This is a genomic window from Streptomyces sp. NPDC048643, from assembly GCF_040650615.1.
GTDB lineage: Bacteria > Actinomycetota > Actinomycetes > Streptomycetales > Streptomycetaceae > Streptomyces.
Genome location: NZ_JBEZHO010000043.1, coordinates 31787 through 48180, shown reverse-complemented (window position 1 = coordinate 48180; position 16394 = coordinate 31787). Strand labels below are relative to the sequence as shown.

12 protein-coding genes are annotated in these 16394 nt (G+C 69.6%); 10 read left to right on the top strand and 2 right to left on the bottom strand.

Annotated elements, in window-relative coordinates:
- Positions 1 to 61 precede the first annotated feature (61 nt).
- The 6 genes from AB0C62_RS31710 (at position 62) to AB0C62_RS31685 (ending at position 8575) form a co-directional block, all read left to right on the top strand.
- Entirely contained in the window at positions 62 to 1261 is a 1200-nt protein-coding gene (locus AB0C62_RS31710; protein ID WP_362979021.1) for an ROK family transcriptional regulator, read from the top strand.
- Between the two features lie 132 nt (positions 1262 to 1393).
- A complete protein-coding gene (locus AB0C62_RS31705) occupies positions 1394 to 2491 on the top strand; it encodes a substrate-binding domain-containing protein (protein WP_267050026.1) in 1098 nt (365 codons plus the stop codon).
- 186 nt (positions 2492 to 2677) lie between these two features.
- Positions 2678 to 3472 carry an ATP-binding cassette domain-containing protein gene (locus tag AB0C62_RS31700; protein WP_164375117.1) on the top strand — a complete coding sequence of 265 codons (795 nt, stop codon included), beginning with the start codon at positions 2678 to 2680 and terminating at the stop codon, positions 3470 to 3472.
- Complete coding sequence (locus AB0C62_RS31695) at positions 3469 to 4761, top strand: sugar ABC transporter permease (protein ID WP_358818435.1); 1293 nt, start codon at positions 3469 to 3471, stop codon at positions 4759 to 4761. The genes AB0C62_RS31700 and AB0C62_RS31695 overlap by 4 nt, the downstream gene beginning before the upstream one ends.
- A gap of 194 nt (positions 4762 to 4955) precedes the next feature.
- Positions 4956 to 6887: a 1-deoxy-D-xylulose-5-phosphate synthase gene (gene dxs, locus AB0C62_RS31690; protein ID WP_362979019.1), complete on the top strand. Its 1932-nt coding sequence runs from the start codon at positions 4956 to 4958 to the stop codon at positions 6885 to 6887.
- 149 nt (positions 6888 to 7036) lie between these two features.
- Positions 7037 to 8575 (top strand): amino acid permease, encoded by a 1539-nt coding sequence (locus tag AB0C62_RS31685; protein WP_362979017.1) that lies wholly within the window; start codon positions 7037 to 7039, stop codon positions 8573 to 8575.
- 245 nt (positions 8576 to 8820) lie between these two features.
- Here AB0C62_RS31685 and AB0C62_RS31680 read toward each other — a convergent pair whose 3' ends face one another.
- A complete protein-coding gene (locus AB0C62_RS31680; protein WP_362979015.1) occupies positions 8821 to 9195 on the bottom strand; it encodes an NTP pyrophosphohydrolase in 375 nt (124 codons plus the stop codon).
- A gap of 4 nt (positions 9196 to 9199) precedes the next feature.
- Positions 9200 to 10093: a hypothetical protein gene (locus AB0C62_RS31675; protein WP_362979014.1), complete on the bottom strand. Its 894-nt coding sequence runs from the start codon at positions 10091 to 10093 to the stop codon at positions 9200 to 9202.
- A 104-nt stretch (positions 10094 to 10197) separates the two neighbouring features.
- Between AB0C62_RS31675 and AB0C62_RS31670 the strand changes: the two genes are divergently transcribed.
- The 4 genes from AB0C62_RS31670 to AB0C62_RS31655 all read left to right on the top strand — a co-directional run bounded on the left by AB0C62_RS31670 (position 10198) and on the right by AB0C62_RS31655 (position 16376).
- On the top strand, positions 10198 to 11424 hold the full coding sequence (locus AB0C62_RS31670) for a CapA family protein (protein WP_362979012.1): 1227 nt from the start codon (positions 10198 to 10200) through the stop codon (positions 11422 to 11424).
- Positions 11425 to 11829: 405 nt separating this feature from the next.
- Entirely contained in the window at positions 11830 to 14091 is a 2262-nt protein-coding gene (locus tag AB0C62_RS31665) for a cache and HAMP domain-containing protein (protein ID WP_362979010.1), read from the top strand.
- 6 nt (positions 14092 to 14097) lie between these two features.
- Positions 14098 to 15897 (top strand): poly-gamma-glutamate synthase PgsB, encoded by a 1800-nt coding sequence (pgsB, locus tag AB0C62_RS31660; protein ID WP_362979008.1) that lies wholly within the window; start codon positions 14098 to 14100, stop codon positions 15895 to 15897.
- On the top strand, positions 15894 to 16376 hold the full coding sequence (locus AB0C62_RS31655) for a poly-gamma-glutamate biosynthesis protein PgsC/CapC (protein ID WP_358818429.1): 483 nt from the start codon (positions 15894 to 15896) through the stop codon (positions 16374 to 16376). Before pgsB ends, AB0C62_RS31655 begins: the two co-directional genes overlap by 4 nt.
- Positions 16377 to 16394 lie beyond the last annotated feature (18 nt).

Here is a 16394-nt window from a genome sequence, read left to right as displayed (position 1 = left end):
TGACCCGGATCACACGGGCGGCATCGGGGCCGTCCGGCTGAGGGCAGGAGTGGATGAGTCGATGGAGACTCCGGGGTCGCAGTCGTCGCTGCACCGAGCCAATCTGGAGCGCGTCGTAAGAGCGGTGCGCCTTGCCGGATCGCTCACGCAGGCGGAGATCGCGAGGGCGACGGGGCTGTCGGCCGCGACCGTTTCCAATATCGTCCGTGAACTCAAGGACGGGGGAACGGTCGAGGTCACTCCCACTTCGGCGGGCGGGCGCAGGGCCCGCAGCGTGTCCCTGAGCGGGGACGCCGGCATCGTCATCGGGGTCGACTTCGGTCACACCCATTTGCGCGTCGCGGTCGGGAATCTGGCCCATCAGGTGCTGGCGGAGGAGTCCGAGCCGCTGGACGTGGACGCCTCGGCCGCCCAGGGCTTCGACCGGGCCGAGGAGCTGGTCAGTCGCCTGATCGCAGCAACCGGTGTCGACCGGTCCAAGATCGCGGGTGTGGGGCTCGGTGTGCCGGGTCCGATCGACGTGGAGTCGGGGACCCTCGGGTCCACCTCGATCCTGCCGGGCTGGACCGGCGCGAGGCCCGCCGAGGAGCTGCGGGGGCGGCTCGGCGTGCCCGTGCACGTGGACAACGACGCCAATCTGGGCGCGCTCGGCGAGATGGTCTGGGGGAGCGGGCGCGGGGTCAGGGACCTCGCGTACATCAAGGTCGCGAGCGGTGTCGGCGCGGGCCTGGTGATCGACGGCAAGATCTACCGTGGCCCGGGTGGCACAGCGGGAGAAATCGGGCATATTACTCTTGATGAATCCGGCCCCGTGTGCCGTTGCGGCAACCGCGGCTGCCTGGAGACCTTTGCGGCGGCGCGCTATGTGCTGCCGCTCCTCCAGTCCAGTCACGGGACGGACCTGACCATGGAAGGCGTGGTCAGGCTGGCGCGGGACGGCGATCCGGGCTGCCGCCGGGTGATCGCCGACGTCGGCCGACATATCGGGAGTGGAGTTGCGAATCTCTGCAATTTGCTGAACCCGAGCCGGGTGGTCCTCGGCGGCGATCTCGCCGAGGCCGGAGAGCTCGTTCTCGGGCCCATCAGGGAGTCTGTCGGCCGGTACGCGATCCCCAGCGCCGCACGTCAACTCTCGGTGTTGCCAGGGGCACTTGGCGGCCGTGCGGAGGTGCTCGGAGCCCTCGCTCTCGCGCTCAGCGAGATGGGCGATTCGACCCTTTTGGACGGTTCTCTGAATGCCGTAACGCCTGCCTTCACTTAGAGAACGCATGGCACCGTTGCCATCTCGTTAAGTATTTACTTCTTGACGTCGCACGTGTGGCCGAGTTGACTTCCAGCCACCTCGGCCGCAACGACGCGGCCTCGTCAGGGAGGTTTCAAAGTGAACACGCAGATGCGTCGTGCCGCCGTTGCCGTTGCCGCTGGTGCAATGGCTGTCTCGCTCGCCGCTTGTGGCAGCGCCAAGGACTCCGGTGGCGGGAGCGACAGCTCCAGCTCCGCCAAGAAGGGCGACGCGATCAAGGTCGGTCTGCTCCTTCCGGAGAACCAGACGGCCCGCTACGAGAAGTTCGACAAGCCGCTCATCGAGAAGAAGGTCTCGGAGCTCACGAACGGCAAGGGCAAGATCGTCTACGCCAACGCCAAGCAGGACGCGAGCACCCAGAACCAGCAGGTCGACACCATGATCACCAACAAGGTGGACGTGCTGATCGTTGACGCTGTGGACTCCGCCGCCATCAAGAGCTCGGTCCAGAAGGCCAAGGACGCCGGCATCCCGGTCGTGGCCTACGACCGCCTCGCGCAGGGTCCGATCGACGCCTACACCTCGTTCGACAACAAGACTGTCGGCAAGACGCAGGGTGAGGCGCTCCTCAAGGCGCTCGGCTCCAAGGCCAAGTCCGGCAAGATCGTCATGATGAACGGTTCGGTCACCGACCCGAACGCCGCCCTGTTCAAGGCCGGTGCCCACGAGGTGCTGGACGGCAAGGTGAACGTCGGCAAGGAGTACGACACCAAGGAGTGGAAGCCGGAGAACGCCAACTCCAACATGGAGGGCGCCATCTCGGCTCTCGGCAAGAAGAACATCATCGGCGTCTACTCCGCCAATGACGGCATGGCCGGCGGTATCATCACCGCTCTGAAGGCCGCCGGCATCTCCGTCCCGGTCACCGGCCAGGACGCCGAGCTCGCCGGTGTCCAGCGCATCGTCGCCGGCACCCAGTTCATGAGCGTCTACAAGCCGTACGCCCCGGAGGCCGACGCCGCCGCGGAGATGGCTGTCGCGCTCGCCCAGGGCAAGTCGCTCGACTCCATCGCCAAGGACAAGGTCGACAGCCCGACCACCAAGCAGGTCGCGTCCGTCCTGGTCCCGGTCACCTCGCTGACCAAGGACAACATCAAGGACACCGTCGTCAAGGACGGCGTCTACACGGTCCAGGACATCTGCACCCCGGCCTACGCCGCGGCCTGCAAGAAGATCGGTCTCCAGTAGAAGCAACCGCAAGTCACGAACCGCGTACGGGAATTCGGACCTGAATTCCCGTACGTGACTTGCTGAAACAAAGCCCCTCCGGCGCCCCGCATCCAACAGCCCCGCAAGCTAGGCGGGGCGCCGGAGAGAACACCCCTCCACAAAAAACTTCTGCACAACCTCCCGCCGGGTCAGGCGGCGAAGGAGATGGTTAACGTGTCCGCTACGCCTGTTCTGGCGTTGCGCGGGGTCTCCAAGCGATTCGGTGCCGTCCAGGCGCTCACCGATGTAGAGCTTGAAGTCCACGCCGGTGAAGTGGTCGCCCTGGTGGGCGACAACGGTGCCGGAAAGTCCACGCTGGTGAAGACGATCGCCGGCGTGCACCCCATCGATGAGGGCTCGATCGAGTGGGACGGCAAAGCCGTCCAGATCAACCGCCCGCACGACGCCCAGCACCTGGGCATCGCGACGGTCTACCAGGACCTCGCGCTCTGCGACAACATCGATGTCGTCGGCAACCTCTACCTGGGACGCGAGGTGAAGAGGCGCGGCATCCTGGACGAGGTCGAGATGGAGCGCCGTTCCCGCGAGCTGCTGGACACGCTGTCCATCCGCATCCCCAGCGTCCGCATCCCGATCGCCTCGCTCTCCGGCGGTCAGCGTCAGACCGTGGCGATCGCCCGTTCGATGCTCGGTGAGCCCAAGCTCGTCATCCTCGACGAGCCCACCGCCGCGCTCGGCGTCGAGCAGACCGCCCAGGTCCTCGACCTGGTCGAGCGTCTGCGCGAGCGGGGTCACGCGGTCATCCTCATCAGCCACAACATGGCCGATGTGAAGGCCGTGGCCGACAAGGTCGCCGTCCTGCGCCTCGGGCGCAACAACGGCGTCTTCGAGGTCAAGTCGACGTCCCAGGAAGAGATCATTTCCGCCATCACGGGCGCCACGGAGAACGCCGTGACCCGTCGTGCGGCGCGCAGCAGCAATGGGGAGGCTCAGAAGTGAGCATCGACAAGACCTCCGAGTCCCCCGAGGACCACGCGGTACCGAACCCGGAGGCGGCCGCCGCGGCGGTCCCCGTCGTCGACCCGCGACTGCTCGTGCGCGAGCAGGGTGTCAAGGGCTACGTCACCGAGTTCAAGCGGAAGGTGAAGTCCGGCGACCTGGGCTCCATCCCCGTCGTGATCGGCCTGATCATCATCTGGGCGATCTTCGCGAGCCTGAACTCGAACTTCCTCACCGCCGGCAACCTCTCCGACATCTCCGTCGCCATGGTCGGCACGGGCATGATCGCGGTCGGCATCGTCTTCGTGCTGCTGCTCGGTGAGATCGACCTGTCGGTCGGTTCGCTCTCCGGTGTGGCCGGAGCGACGTTCGCGGTACTCAGCGTCACGCACGGCATGAACGAGTGGCTCGCCCTCGTCCTGGCCGTGCTCACCGGCACGGTCGCCGGCGCCATCCAGGGCTTCTTCTTCGCGCGCATCGGTGTGCCGGCCTTCGCCGTCACGCTGGCGGGTCTGCTGTTCTGGAACGGCCTCATGCTCCAGATCCTGGGCAGCAACGGCACCATCAACCTGGACAGCAACGGCATCGTCGCCAAGCTGACCAGCTACTACTTCTCCGATGTGGCCGCCGCCTACGCGCTCGCGATCGTCGTGACCGCCGGGTACTTCGTCACCTCGCTGCTCGGCAACCGTCGCCGCGAGGCGGCCGGCGTGCCGTCCCAGCCGCTCGGCGAGATCATCGTGCGCACCGCGCTCCTGGCGGTCCTCACGCTGGCCGTCGGCGCCGTGTACAACCAGTACAAGGGCCTGCCGCTCGCCGTGGTGATCTTCGTCGCGGTCCTGCTGCTCACGGACTTCGTGCTGCGCCGCACCGCGTACGGCCGGAAGATCTTCGCGCTCGGTGGCAGCGTCGAGGCCTCCCGGCGTGCGGGCATCAACGTGGAGATGGTCCGGATCTCGGTCTTCGCGATCTCCGGCACCTTCGCCGCCATCGGCGGTCTGTTCATCGCCTCGAAGATCGCCTCCGCCAACCAGGGCGCCGGTGCCGGTGACCTGCTGATGAACGCCATCGCGGCGGCCGTCATCGGTGGCACCAGCCTCTTCGGTGGCCGGGGCCGCACGTGGAACGCCCTCCTGGGTGTCCTCGTGATCGTCTCGATCCAGTACGGCCTGGCCCTGCAGGGCATCGCCTCGCCGGTCCAGTACATGATCACCGGTGGTGTGCTTCTCGCCACGGTCGTCATCGACGCCGTCACCCGCAAGACCCAGAAGTCGGCGGGTCGCGCGTAGGGTTCACGCCCTTCACGACCCTGTGCCCGGCGCCAATGGCGGCGCCGGGCACAGTCATGTCCGGTAAGCGAATGCGTGTTCCCATCCGGTACGGCCGATCGTGTGGCGTGGATCGCCGGGCCCGGCCCGCGGCCGAAAAGGCGGAACATTAGACTCGACAAGCCCGGCAACAGCTCTACTGCAAGGAGGCACGGGTGCCGCTGCTGACCCGCATCACGGGACCGCGCGATCTGGACCGGCTCAGCCTGGAGCAGCTGGACCAGCTGGCCGGCGAGATCAGGACCTTCCTCGTGGACGCGGTCTCCAAGACCGGCGGCCACCTCGGCCCCAACCTCGGTGTCGTGGAGCTGACCCTCGCCCTGCACCGCGTCTTCGAGTCGCCCAAGGACAGGGTGCTGTGGGACACCGGCCACCAGTCCTACGTCCACAAGCTGCTCACCGGCCGCCAGGACTTCTCCCGCCTGAAGATGAAGGGCGGCCTGTCCGGCTACCCCTCGCAGGCCGAGTCCGAGCACGACGTCATCGAGAACTCGCACGCCTCCACCGTCCTCGGCTGGGCCGACGGTCTGTCGAAGGCGAACGAGGTTCTCGGCCGTGACGACCACGTGGTCGCCGTCATCGGTGACGGCGCCCTCACCGGCGGCATGGCCTGGGAGGCGCTGAACAACATCGCCGACGCCAAGGACCGTCCGCTGATCATCGTCGTCAACGACAACGAGCGGTCCTACGCACCGACCATCGGCGGCCTCGCGAACCATCTGGCGACCCTGCGGACCACCGACGGCTACGAGCGCTTCCTGGCCCGCGGCAAGGACCTCCTGGGGCGTACTCCGGTCGTCGGCAAGCCCCTCTACGAGACGCTGCACGGCGCGAAGAAGGGTCTGAAGGACTTCATCGCCCCGCAGGGCATGTTCGAGGACCTCGGCCTGAAGTACGTCGGCCCGATCGACGGCCACGACATCGAGGCCCTGGAGTCCGCCCTCGCCCGCGCCAAGCGGTTCGGCGGCCCGGTCATCGTGCACTGCCTCACCGAGAAGGGCCGCGGCTACCAGCCCGCCCTCCAGGACGAGGCGGACCGCTTCCACGGCATCGGCCCCATCCACCCCGACACCGGCCTGCCCATCAAGGCCTCCGGCGCCGACTGGACCTCCGTCTTCGGCGACGAGATGGTCGCGCTCGGCAAGGAGCGCGAGGACATCGTCGCGATCACCGCCGCGATGCTCCAGCCGGTCGGCCTGAAGAAGTTCGCCGACGCCTTCCCGAACCGCATCTACGACGTCGGCATCGCCGAGCAGCACGGCGCCGTCTCCGCGGCGGGCCTCGCCACCGGCGGGCTCCACCCGGTCTTCGCCGTCTACGCGACGTTCCTCAACCGGGCCTTCGACCAGGTCCTGATGGATGTGGCCCTGCACAAGTGCGGTGTCACCTTCGTGCTGGACCGCGCCGGTGTCACCGGCACCGACGGCGCCTCGCACAACGGTATGTGGGACATGTCGATCCTCCAGGTCGTTCCCACCCTCCGGCTCGCCGCACCGCGCGACGCCGACCAGGTCCGCGCCCAGCTGCGCGAGGCCGTCGAGGTGACGGACGCGCCCACCGTGGTCCGCTTCTCCAAGGGCGCGGTCGGCCCGGCCGTGCCCGCCGTGGGCCGGATCGGCGGCATGGACGTCCTGCGGGCGCCCGGCACCGACGCACCGGACGTGCTCCTGGTCTCCATCGGCGCGCTCGCCCCGATGTGCCTGGAGATCGCCACGCTCCTCGACCAGCAGGGCATCTCCACCACCGTCGTCGACCCGCGCTGGGTCAAGCCGGTCGACGAGGCCATGGCCCCGCTCGCCGAGCAGCACCGCGTGGTCGTCACCGTCGAGGACAACTCGCGCGTCGGCGGTGTCGGTTCGACGATCGCCCAGGCGCTGCGCGACGCGGGCGTCGACGTGCCGCTGCGCGACTTCGGCATCCCGCCGCGCTTCCTCGACCACGCCTCCCGCGCCGAGGTCATGGCGGAGATCGGGCTGACCGCGCCGGACATCGCCCGGCAGGTCACCGGCCTCGTCGCCAAGCTCGACGGCCGCTACGAGCGAAACACCCCGCAGGCCGTGGACGCGGTGGAGCCGGCGCGCGACTGACGCGCGGACAGCAGGGCCGAAGGGCCGGTTTCAGCACCCCTGGACGGGTGGTGAAACCGGCCGTTCGCGTTAACGGGGCCCGCGTCGGGGCATACGTGTCACCCGCCCTCTCGATGATGTCGAGGACGACAAGCGTGGGAGGTACGCCCGTGAGGAACACCCTCTTCAGGACGAAGAAGATCGAACAGTCGATCGCCGACACTGAGGAGCCGGAGCACGCACTCAAGAAGTCGCTGTCCGCTCTGGATCTCACCGTGTTCGGTGTCGGTGTCATCATCGGCACCGGAATCTTCGTCCTCACCGGCAAGGTGGCCAAGGAGAACGCGGGGCCGGGCGTCTCGCTGGCCTTCGTCGTCGCGGGCGTCGCCTGCGGCCTGGCCGCCCTCTGCTACGCGGAGTTCGCCTCCACGGTCCCGGTCGCGGGGTCCGCGTACACCTTCTCCTACGCCTCCCTGGGGGAGCTGCCCGCCTGGATCATCGGCTGGGACCTCGTCCTGGAGTTCGCGCTCGGCACGGCGGTGGTCGCGGTCGGCTGGTCGGGCTACGTCCGCTCGCTGATGGACAACGCGGGCTGGCATCTGCCCGAGTCCCTGAGCGGGCGCGAGGGCAGCACCGGGTTCGGGTTCGACATCCTCGCCGCGGGCCTGGTGCTCGTCCTGACGGCGATCCTCGTCGTCGGCGTGAAGCTCTCCGCGCGGATCACCACGCTGGTCGTGGCCATCAAGGTCACCGTCGTCATGATCGTGATCATCGCGGGCGCCTTCTTCATCAAGGGCGACAACTACAAGCCGTTCATCCCCAAGGCGCAGAACGTGGAGGCGGGCAGCGGCATCAAATCGCCGCTGATCCAGCTCATGTTCGGCTGGGCCCCCACCAACTTCGGCCTGCTCGGCATCTTCACCGCCGCCTCCGTCGTGTTCTTCGCCTTCATCGGCTTCGACGTGGTCGCGACGGCCGCCGAGGAGACGAAGAACCCGCAGCGGGACATGCCGCGCGGCATCCTCGGCTCGCTCTTCATCTGCACCGCGCTCTACGTCCTCGTGTCGATCGTGGTCACGGGCATGCAGAAGTACACCGAGCTGTCCGTCGACGCCCCGCTCGCCGACGCGTTCAAGGCCACCGGACATCCCTGGTACGCGGGCGTCATCAGCTTCGGCGCCGCCGTCGGCCTCACCACGGTCTGCATGATCCTGCTGCTCGGCCAGACCCGCGTCTTCTTCGCGATGAGCCGCGACGGGCTGCTGCCGCGGTTCTTCTCCCGCGTCCACCCCCGGTTCCGCACCCCGCACCGGCCGACGATCCTGCTCGGTGTGATCATCGCGATCCTGGCCGGCTTCACGAGCCTCAGCGAGCTGGCCGAACTGGTCAACATCGGCACGCTCTTCGCCTTCGTCGTCGTCGCGATCGGCGTCGTCATCCTGCGTCACACCCGCCCCGACCTGCACCGCGCCTTCCGCACCCCGCTGGTCCCCTGGGTGCCGATCCTGTCGGTGCTCGCGTCCCTGTGGCTGATGCTGAACCTGCCCGCCGAGACCTGGCTGCGGTTCGCGATCTGGATGGTCATCGGCAGCGTCGTGTACTTCCTGTACGGCCGTTCGCACAGCCGCCTGGCCGGCCCCCAGGAACCCTCCCCGAGCACCGGCGGAAGCCCGCCGACGGGCCCCCCGCCGAGCGGCCCCACGGCCTGACGGTCCCACCGCTCGGCTCGCACGCCACCTTCCCACCCGGGAGTCCTCCGGCCCCGCACGTCCCCGCCTCGGCGCGGAGGTGCGGGGCCGGTGACGTGTCCGGGGTCCGCCGGGGGAGGGCTGGGGGGGTCGGGTGGCTCGGCGCGGGGCCGGGCGCTCGCCTGCGTCGCAACGGAGCCGGAGGCGGGTTACGCCCCCGAAGTGCGAGAGGCCCGGGGACCGCTTCAGGAACCGGTTCAGGGACTTCAGGAACCGGGGCGTACGGTCCGTGGGCCGGTGACCTCCGCGCCCAGCTCGGTCACCCGGCGCCGCAGTTCGCGGTCGGCCGTGACGACCAGGCGGGGGCGGTCGGGCGATCCGGCCACGAGCTCCACGATCCGGTCGTCCCCGCTGCCCGGAGCCTCGTCCACCCGGACCCCGGGGACGGACTCCACTCCCCGGGCGGCGCCTTCGACCACGAGGACGATCTCCAGCGGACCGGGACGACCGGGCACCCCGGCCTCGGCGACGCCGGCCAGCCCGTCCCGGAGCCGCTCGGCCGCTCCCCGCCGGTCGCGCCACCATCCGTCGGGCACGGATCCGACCACGTTGGCGCCGTCCACGATGAGCAGAGTCGTCATGCCCTCACCCTGCCAGAGCACTCCGGGCCCAGCCGCGCGTCACGACGGCCAGGGCATCGGCGGCCCGGACGGTCTGGCGGCTGTCCGTCCGCGGTCCGGGAGCGAACTCCACATGGAGGAACGGCACCCCCGCGTCGGCGGAGGCACGCCCCTGTACGTTGTCCCGCCCGGCGAGCGGACAGGAGCGGGCCCAGGCCCGGCACACGGCGAAGTCCCGGTCGCCCAGCGCGTCGGCGAGCCGTCGGCCGGCGGTGAGCCCGTCCTCGCCGGCTCCTGTCGAGGCGATGACGTCGTAGCGCGGGGCCGACTTCTCGGCGAACCCGTGCAGCTGGACGCCGGGGACACCGCGCCGGACGAGTTCGGCGCAGATCGCGTGGAACACCGTGTCCCGCCGGTGAGCTACGTCCGCCGCATTACCCTCACCTGATTTGCGATGTGCGCCAGCAATCACAAGGAGACCTCCCGGAGCACCCCTGAGGACCCGCACGCCGAGCAGCTCCGTATCCTGGTCGGCGACCGGGTGGGGCACCTGCACCGACCATCGGACCGGGTGCTCCAGGTCGACGAAGACGCGGCCCCAGCCGCGCGGCGAGGGGCCCTGGTCGACGCGGTCGTACACCTCCGCGAATTGTCGGCCGGACGAGCTGTCGACCACGGTGCGCAGGGCGAAGTCCACCTCGGTGAGACGCTGTTCGGCCTGCTCACGGTGGCCGTCGAGGAGCAGGCCGACCGCCTGTGCGATGGCTTCCCGCTCGGTACGGGACGGCGGCTGGAAGGAGCCGTCCGGCGCGAACCGGTCGGTGTAGGCGGCGACGGAGCGCGCCAGGTCGACCGACGGAGGGCCGCCCCCGCGCTCGTCGGTGGAGGGAGTCCTCCCCTTGTCCTGGCTCCCGCGCACGACAACCGCGCCCAAACCGGCCAGAGCGGTGAGGACCAGGAGAAGTGTTGCGATCGTTATCGTTCTGGAGCGGTTTGCCCTCATGGTTGTATCAAGATATCTCGGTGACCAGACGTCGTAGCCGCCGCACCCTGCCCGCTCTCCTGCCCCCGCTCGCCCTCGTCGCCGCGCTGGCAGGGTGCGGTCTCGTCGGAGGCGGCGAGGACTCCGACTCCTCGTCGAAGGGGGGCGGCCGGTCGTTCACCGTCGCCGCAGCCGGGGACATCCTGATCCATCCTCAGCTGATCGACCAGGCCAGTGCCGACGCCAAGAAGACGGGCAAGGGGACGGACGGTCTGGACTTCGGCCCGCTGATGGCCGGGATCAAGCCCGTGATCAGCAAGGCGGACCTGGGCATCTGCCACATGGAGCCGGTGATCGGCAAGCCGAAGGGCCCCTTCGAGAGCTACCCCAACTTCCTCATCCCGCCGCAGATCGCCGGGACCATCAAGGACGTCGGCTACGACACCTGCTCGACCGCCTCCAACCACTCGATCGACCACGGATACGAGGGGGTGAAGCGCACCCTGGACACCCTGGACGCGGCCGGCCTGAAGCACACGGGCTCCTTCCGGACCGCGAAGGACGCCCTCACCCCGCTGGTCATGGACGTCAAGGGCGTGAAGGTCGCGCAGATCTCCTTCGCGTTCGGCTTCAACGCCCACGAGCTGCCCAAGGACAAGCCCTGGCTGGTCAACCAGAACGACCTGAGCCGGATCAAGAAGGCCGAGAAGCAGGCCCGCGCGGCCGGTGCCGAGGTCGTGATCCTGTCCATCCACTGGGGCCGTGAGCACCATCCCAACCCCTCGACCCCGCAGCTCAAGTTCGCCCGGCAGCTCGCGCGCGAGACCACTGTCGACCTGGTCATCGGTCACCACGCGCACGTCGTGCAGCCGATGGAGAAGGTCGACGGCACGTGGATCGCGTACGGCCTCGGCAATCAGGTCGCGCGTCACGACGTGCCCACGGGGCTGACCGAGGAGGGCGTGATCGGTTGGTTCACCTTCACGCAGCGCGGCGGCAAGTGGGACGTCGAGGCACGCTACGAGCCGACCCTCGTGGAGATCCCGCCGGACCCTGAGGTCACCACGGACGGCACCCCGGCCGAGCCCGCCAAGGGCCAGGTGGAGAACTACCGGCTGGTGGACGTGGCCGCCGAGCTCAAGCGGGACGACCTCAGCGACCAGGAACGCTCCCGCCTCCGGCTCGCCTTCGAGCGGACCGAGGGCACCATGCTGAACCGCGGAGCGGCGAAGGACGGTCTGAAGCCCCTCACTGAGCTGCCCGGCTGAGAACACCCGGCGTCAGGACGCGCCCGGCCCCTCGACGGGTCGGGCGCGCGGCACGTCCCGGGCCGGACCGTCCTGGGTGGAGTCCGGCATGGTCAGGGCCGCACATGTCCAGACCCCGACATGTGCCTGAACTTCACCTGAACCGGAATTGATCAGTCCTGCCCGAAGATGCCCAACTAAAACGTGATGTTGTCTAGATCACTTTTGATCGGTGCAACTTCCTGACGCCTTCGCTGGTCTGACACGCGCGGAGACTCAGTTTTCCCAGCCGTGTCCCCGCGCCCCACCCGCACCCGCACGCGGGCCGTTCTCCGTGCCCGCACGCCCGTACAACCGCTTGAGAGGACCCGACCGTTGGCGCCATCGCCCCCGGCGCGGCAGCACCGTGCTCGCCGCAGAGCAGACATGTCGCTGCTTGGCGGCATACGACCGCCCATTGCGGTCCTGTCAGCGCTCCTCCTCTCCCTGGCGGCCGTCACGGCACTCGTCCTCGGCCCGGCCGGGGACACCTCGGTGCCCAAGGCGGTGCAGACGTCCCAGCAGCACTTCGCGGAGGACGGCGCGATCGCCATGCGTGCCTCCATCGACGAGTCGGTGACCGACCTCGACCGCTCCGCCGCGCTGTTCAGCGCCGGCGCCCCGGTCTCCGCCGACACCGTCCTCGACAAACTGGGCAACACGTACCAGAAGTGGATGGGAACGGCGGTCGTCGAGATCCGGTCCGGCAAGCTCGTCGCGACCCGTGGCGAGACCGTGCCGCTGACCTCCCTCGACCGGTCCACTCTCGGCGACGAGGGCGGCCTCGCGCCGCGCATGGTGCGCCTGGAGAACGGCGAGGTCCGGCTGCTGTCGTTCGCGCTGCTCTCCTGGCCGGGCAAGCCGCAGTTGCTGCTCGTCGCCTCCAACAGCCTCAAGTTCCCCGGCATCAGCCTCGGCCAGTTCCGCTCCATCGCGGTCGTGGACCGTTCGGGGACGATCCTCAGCAGTGACGGCATCCCCGAGCCCGAGCAGGTCCTCACCGACCTCCAGCGCGAAGAGGTCGCCGCCTCCAACAAGCAGCTCAAGGCCTTCGCGAAGAAGGCGGCCGGCCGCGCCGCGCAGCACCCGCTCAGCACCAAGGAGCCCGGCTCAGGCGGGTACCTGGGCGTCAGCGGCAGCCTGCTCGGCGGCAGCTTCCTCAGCGACCGGTCCGTCGCCGGCTACGCCGGCCTCTCCTCGCCCGAACCCGGCGAGACCACCACCGCGACCGCCCTCGGTCTCACCGTGGTCGCCATGGTGAAGGTCGCCGAGGACCCCACCCGTTCCACCTCACCCGTCTTCGGTCTGATCGCTGCCGGAGCGCTCCTCGTCGTCGGCGGCATCGCCGTCGCCGTACTGCTCGGCACGGTGCAGCGACCGCTCATCCGGCTCTTCCTGGAGTCGCGCCGTCTCACCCGCGGCGACCTGGCACGCCCGGTGAGCGTCCCGGGCTACGGCGAGGCCCGCCGCATCGGCCTCGCCCTCGAGCGGCTGCGCGGACAACTGCTCGGCACACCCGCGGACCGGGACGACTCCGCGCCGCGCCCGCGCGGCCTGCGCCGCGTCGGCACCCGCGCCCTCCTCGCCGTGTGCGCGGTCCTCCTGCTCGCCTGGTCCGCCCCGCTGCTGCTCATCCTGAACCGCGCCGACGGCACCGTCGTCGTCCCGCAGCAGCTCGTCAACGACCAGCGCGAACGGACCGACACCCTGACCGACCGGGTGCGCCGCGCGCTCAACGAGGGCGAGGCCGACCTCCAGTCCGTCGCCACGCTGATCGGCGACCGCACCACCCCCGCGGACATGACCAAGGTCCTCGACCGCACCCTCAACCAGCACCTGCGCTACCAGGCGCTCTACGTCGTCGACGCCTCCGGGGACGTGATCGCCGGGGTCGGCGACGAGCCCCGCGAGGCCCGGCCCAAGCCCGCCACCGCCGACCCGCTGCAGCTGCTCGGCCGGGGCGGCAAGAAGCCGCTCGTCGTCGGCACCGCGGAGATTCCCGGCCGCGACGGCTCGGCCCTGGTCGGCGAGTTCCGCATCGACTTCCTCAACTCCGTGCTCAAGCGACCCGGTCTCGGTGTCGTCCGCCTCGTCGACGACAAGGGCGAGGTCATCGCCGGCAACACCGGCTACCTCGCCTTCCAGTCGTTGCCCGACCAGCGCCTCAAGGACCTGGTCTCCGCATCCGGCCAGAAGGTCGGCAAGTCCGCGCACGCCGCCGGTGTCCTCTACCGGGAGAACGGCGTGCAGATCGCAGCCGCCGCCCCCTTCGTGGGCGGCGGCGCGGCCAAGCAGCTCGGCTGGACCGTCGTCAGCTGGCAGCCCGCCGACCGGCTCGCGATCCCCGAGTACGACGTCCAGCACCGCACGGTGCTCGCCGGACTCCTCGGCGCCGCGGCGGCGGCCGCCTGCCTCGGCTGGATGCAGATCGTGGTGGCCCGCCCGCTGCGTGCCCTGGCCGGACAGGCCGAGGCGCTGGCCGACGGCGACCGCAAGACCGTCCTGTTCCCGCGCAACCACGACGAGGTCGGCGCGGTCACCCGCTCCCTCGAACTCCTCCGTCAGCAGCTCCAGGAACAGCGCAGACAGCAGCCAACGCCACGCCGGAGCGCACCCGGCACGGCCCAGCAGCAGCACGTTAGGAACTGATCGGCCGTGCTCTTCCTCTACACCGTCCTGATGGTGTGCTGCGCGATCCTGCTCGTGGCGGGCATCGTCGAACAGCGGCGCCACTTCACCAACCTGGACAACATCCCCACCCGGGTGCTGGTCAACGGCATCCGCGGCAAGTCGTCCATCACCCGGCTCTGCGCGGGGGCGCTGCGCGGCGGAGGCCTCGCCACCGTCGCCAAGACCACCGGCACGGCCGCCCGCTTCATCCATCCCGACGCCACCGAGGAGCCGGTCTACCGCAAGTTCGGCATCGCCAACGTCGTCGAGCAGATCGGCATCGTCCGGCGCGCCGCCGCGTACAACCCGGACGCGCTCGTCATCGAGTGCATGGCGGTGATGCCGGCGCTCCAGGAGATCAACCAGTCCAAGCTGATCCGCTCCACGATCGGCGTTCTGTGCAACGTCCGTGAGGACCACCTCGCGGAGATGGGCCCCACCCTCGACGACGTGGCCCGCTCGCTCTCCCGGTCCATGCCGGAGGGCGGGATCTGTGTCACCGCCGAGCAGGAGCGCTTCGCGATCCTCCAGGAGGAGGCCGACTCCCGCGACTGCAAGCTGATCTACGCCGACCCGGAAACGGTCTCGGAAGAGGAGCTGCGCGGGTTCAGCTGGTTCACCTTCAAGGAGAACGTGGCGATCGCGCTCACCGTCGCCGAACTGCTGGGCGTGGAGCGGGAGACGGCCCTCCAGGGCATGTACGACGCGCCGCCGGACCCCGGTGTCCTCTCCGTCGAGCGGTATGTCACCGAGGACGGCAAGAAGGTCCGCTTCGCCAACGTCTTCGCGGCCAACGACCCCGAGTCGACGCTGATGAACATCAACCAGCTGCTCGACCTCGGTGCCATCCACCGCCCGCTCAACGTGGTCATCAACTGTCGCCCCGACCGCGTCGAGCGCAATGGGCAGATGGGCGAGATCATTCCGGAGCTGGACCCCGACAAGGTCTTCGTCATCGGGCACCCGGCGAAGAGCGCCATCGACGCCATGCCCGCCGAGTACCGCTCCCGCGCGGTCGACCTCGGCGGCGACCGCCGCGACCCGGAGGAGTTCATGCGGCGGCTTCTCGCCGAACTCGGGCCGGACAGCTCGCTGGTGGCCATCGGCAACATCCACGGCCAGGGCGAGCACCTGCTGGAGCACCTCGCCGAACTTCCCGCCGACGAGAGCGCCGACGACAGCGCCGAGAGCATCGCCCCCGGCCGTGGTGACGGAAGGAGGAACGGGCCCGCGGTCCCCACCGCGCCGCGCACCGCGGTGGCGGTGCGCGAGCACGTCGAGACCGTCCAGCTGTACGCGCCGCGGATCGACCCGTACCAGCCGTACTCGGAGGCGTACGAGACACGGTACGCACCGCAGACCAACCAGCCCCGGACCCAGGTGCCCGTGCAGGGCTCGGCGGACAACCCGTACCCGCAGCAGCCGGGCCGGCCGCAGCAGAGCCACCGCCAGGACGTCGACCCGCAGCCGGCGCTCTCCTCGGAGGGCCGCCCGGAGACTCGCCGCAGGCCGACGCTCCCGGACTTCCCTCAGCAGGCGCAGCAGTCGCAGTACCCGCACCAGCCGCAGCATCCGCACCAGACCGCGGGGGCGGCCCACGAGAGCCGCCGGCCGGAGCAGGCGCGTGCGGCCTGGCCGGACGTGTCGCAGGGACCCGCCGCCGCGCGGTCCCAGCCGCCCGAGCACGGTGAACAGCCGCCGGCCCGAGGCCTGTTCGAACCCCGCGTACCACCCACACACCCCGCCGACGACCAGCAGTGGCACAGCCCAGGAGAGCCCCGTTGATCCCCTCCGTCCTCACCCCCGAGATCGCCGCGATCGGCATCGGCCTGGGCCTGATGTTCTCGCTGATCTGCTACCTCACGACCAACCTCTCGCCCGGCGGCATGATCACACCGGGCTGGCTGGCGCTCACCCTCATCGAGGACCTGCAGCGCGCCGCCCTCGTCGTGGGCGTCACCGTCCTGACGTACGTCACCACGCTGCTTCTCCAGCGCTTCGTGATCCTCTACGGCAAGCGCCTGTTCGCGGCCGTCGTGCTGTCCGGCGTGCTGATCCAGGCGACCGTGATCATCGTGCTCCAGATGGAGTTCCCGCTGCTCTACGCCAACCAGACCCTGGGCTTCATCGTCCCCGGTCTCATCGGCTACCAGCTGGTGCGCCAGCCCAAGGGGGCCACGCTGCTGTCGACCGGCTCGGTCACGCTCGCCACCTACGTCGTGCTGACCGCCGGAATCCTCCTCGGCGCCATGCCGACCGCCTGACCCGCCTTCTCTTCGGAA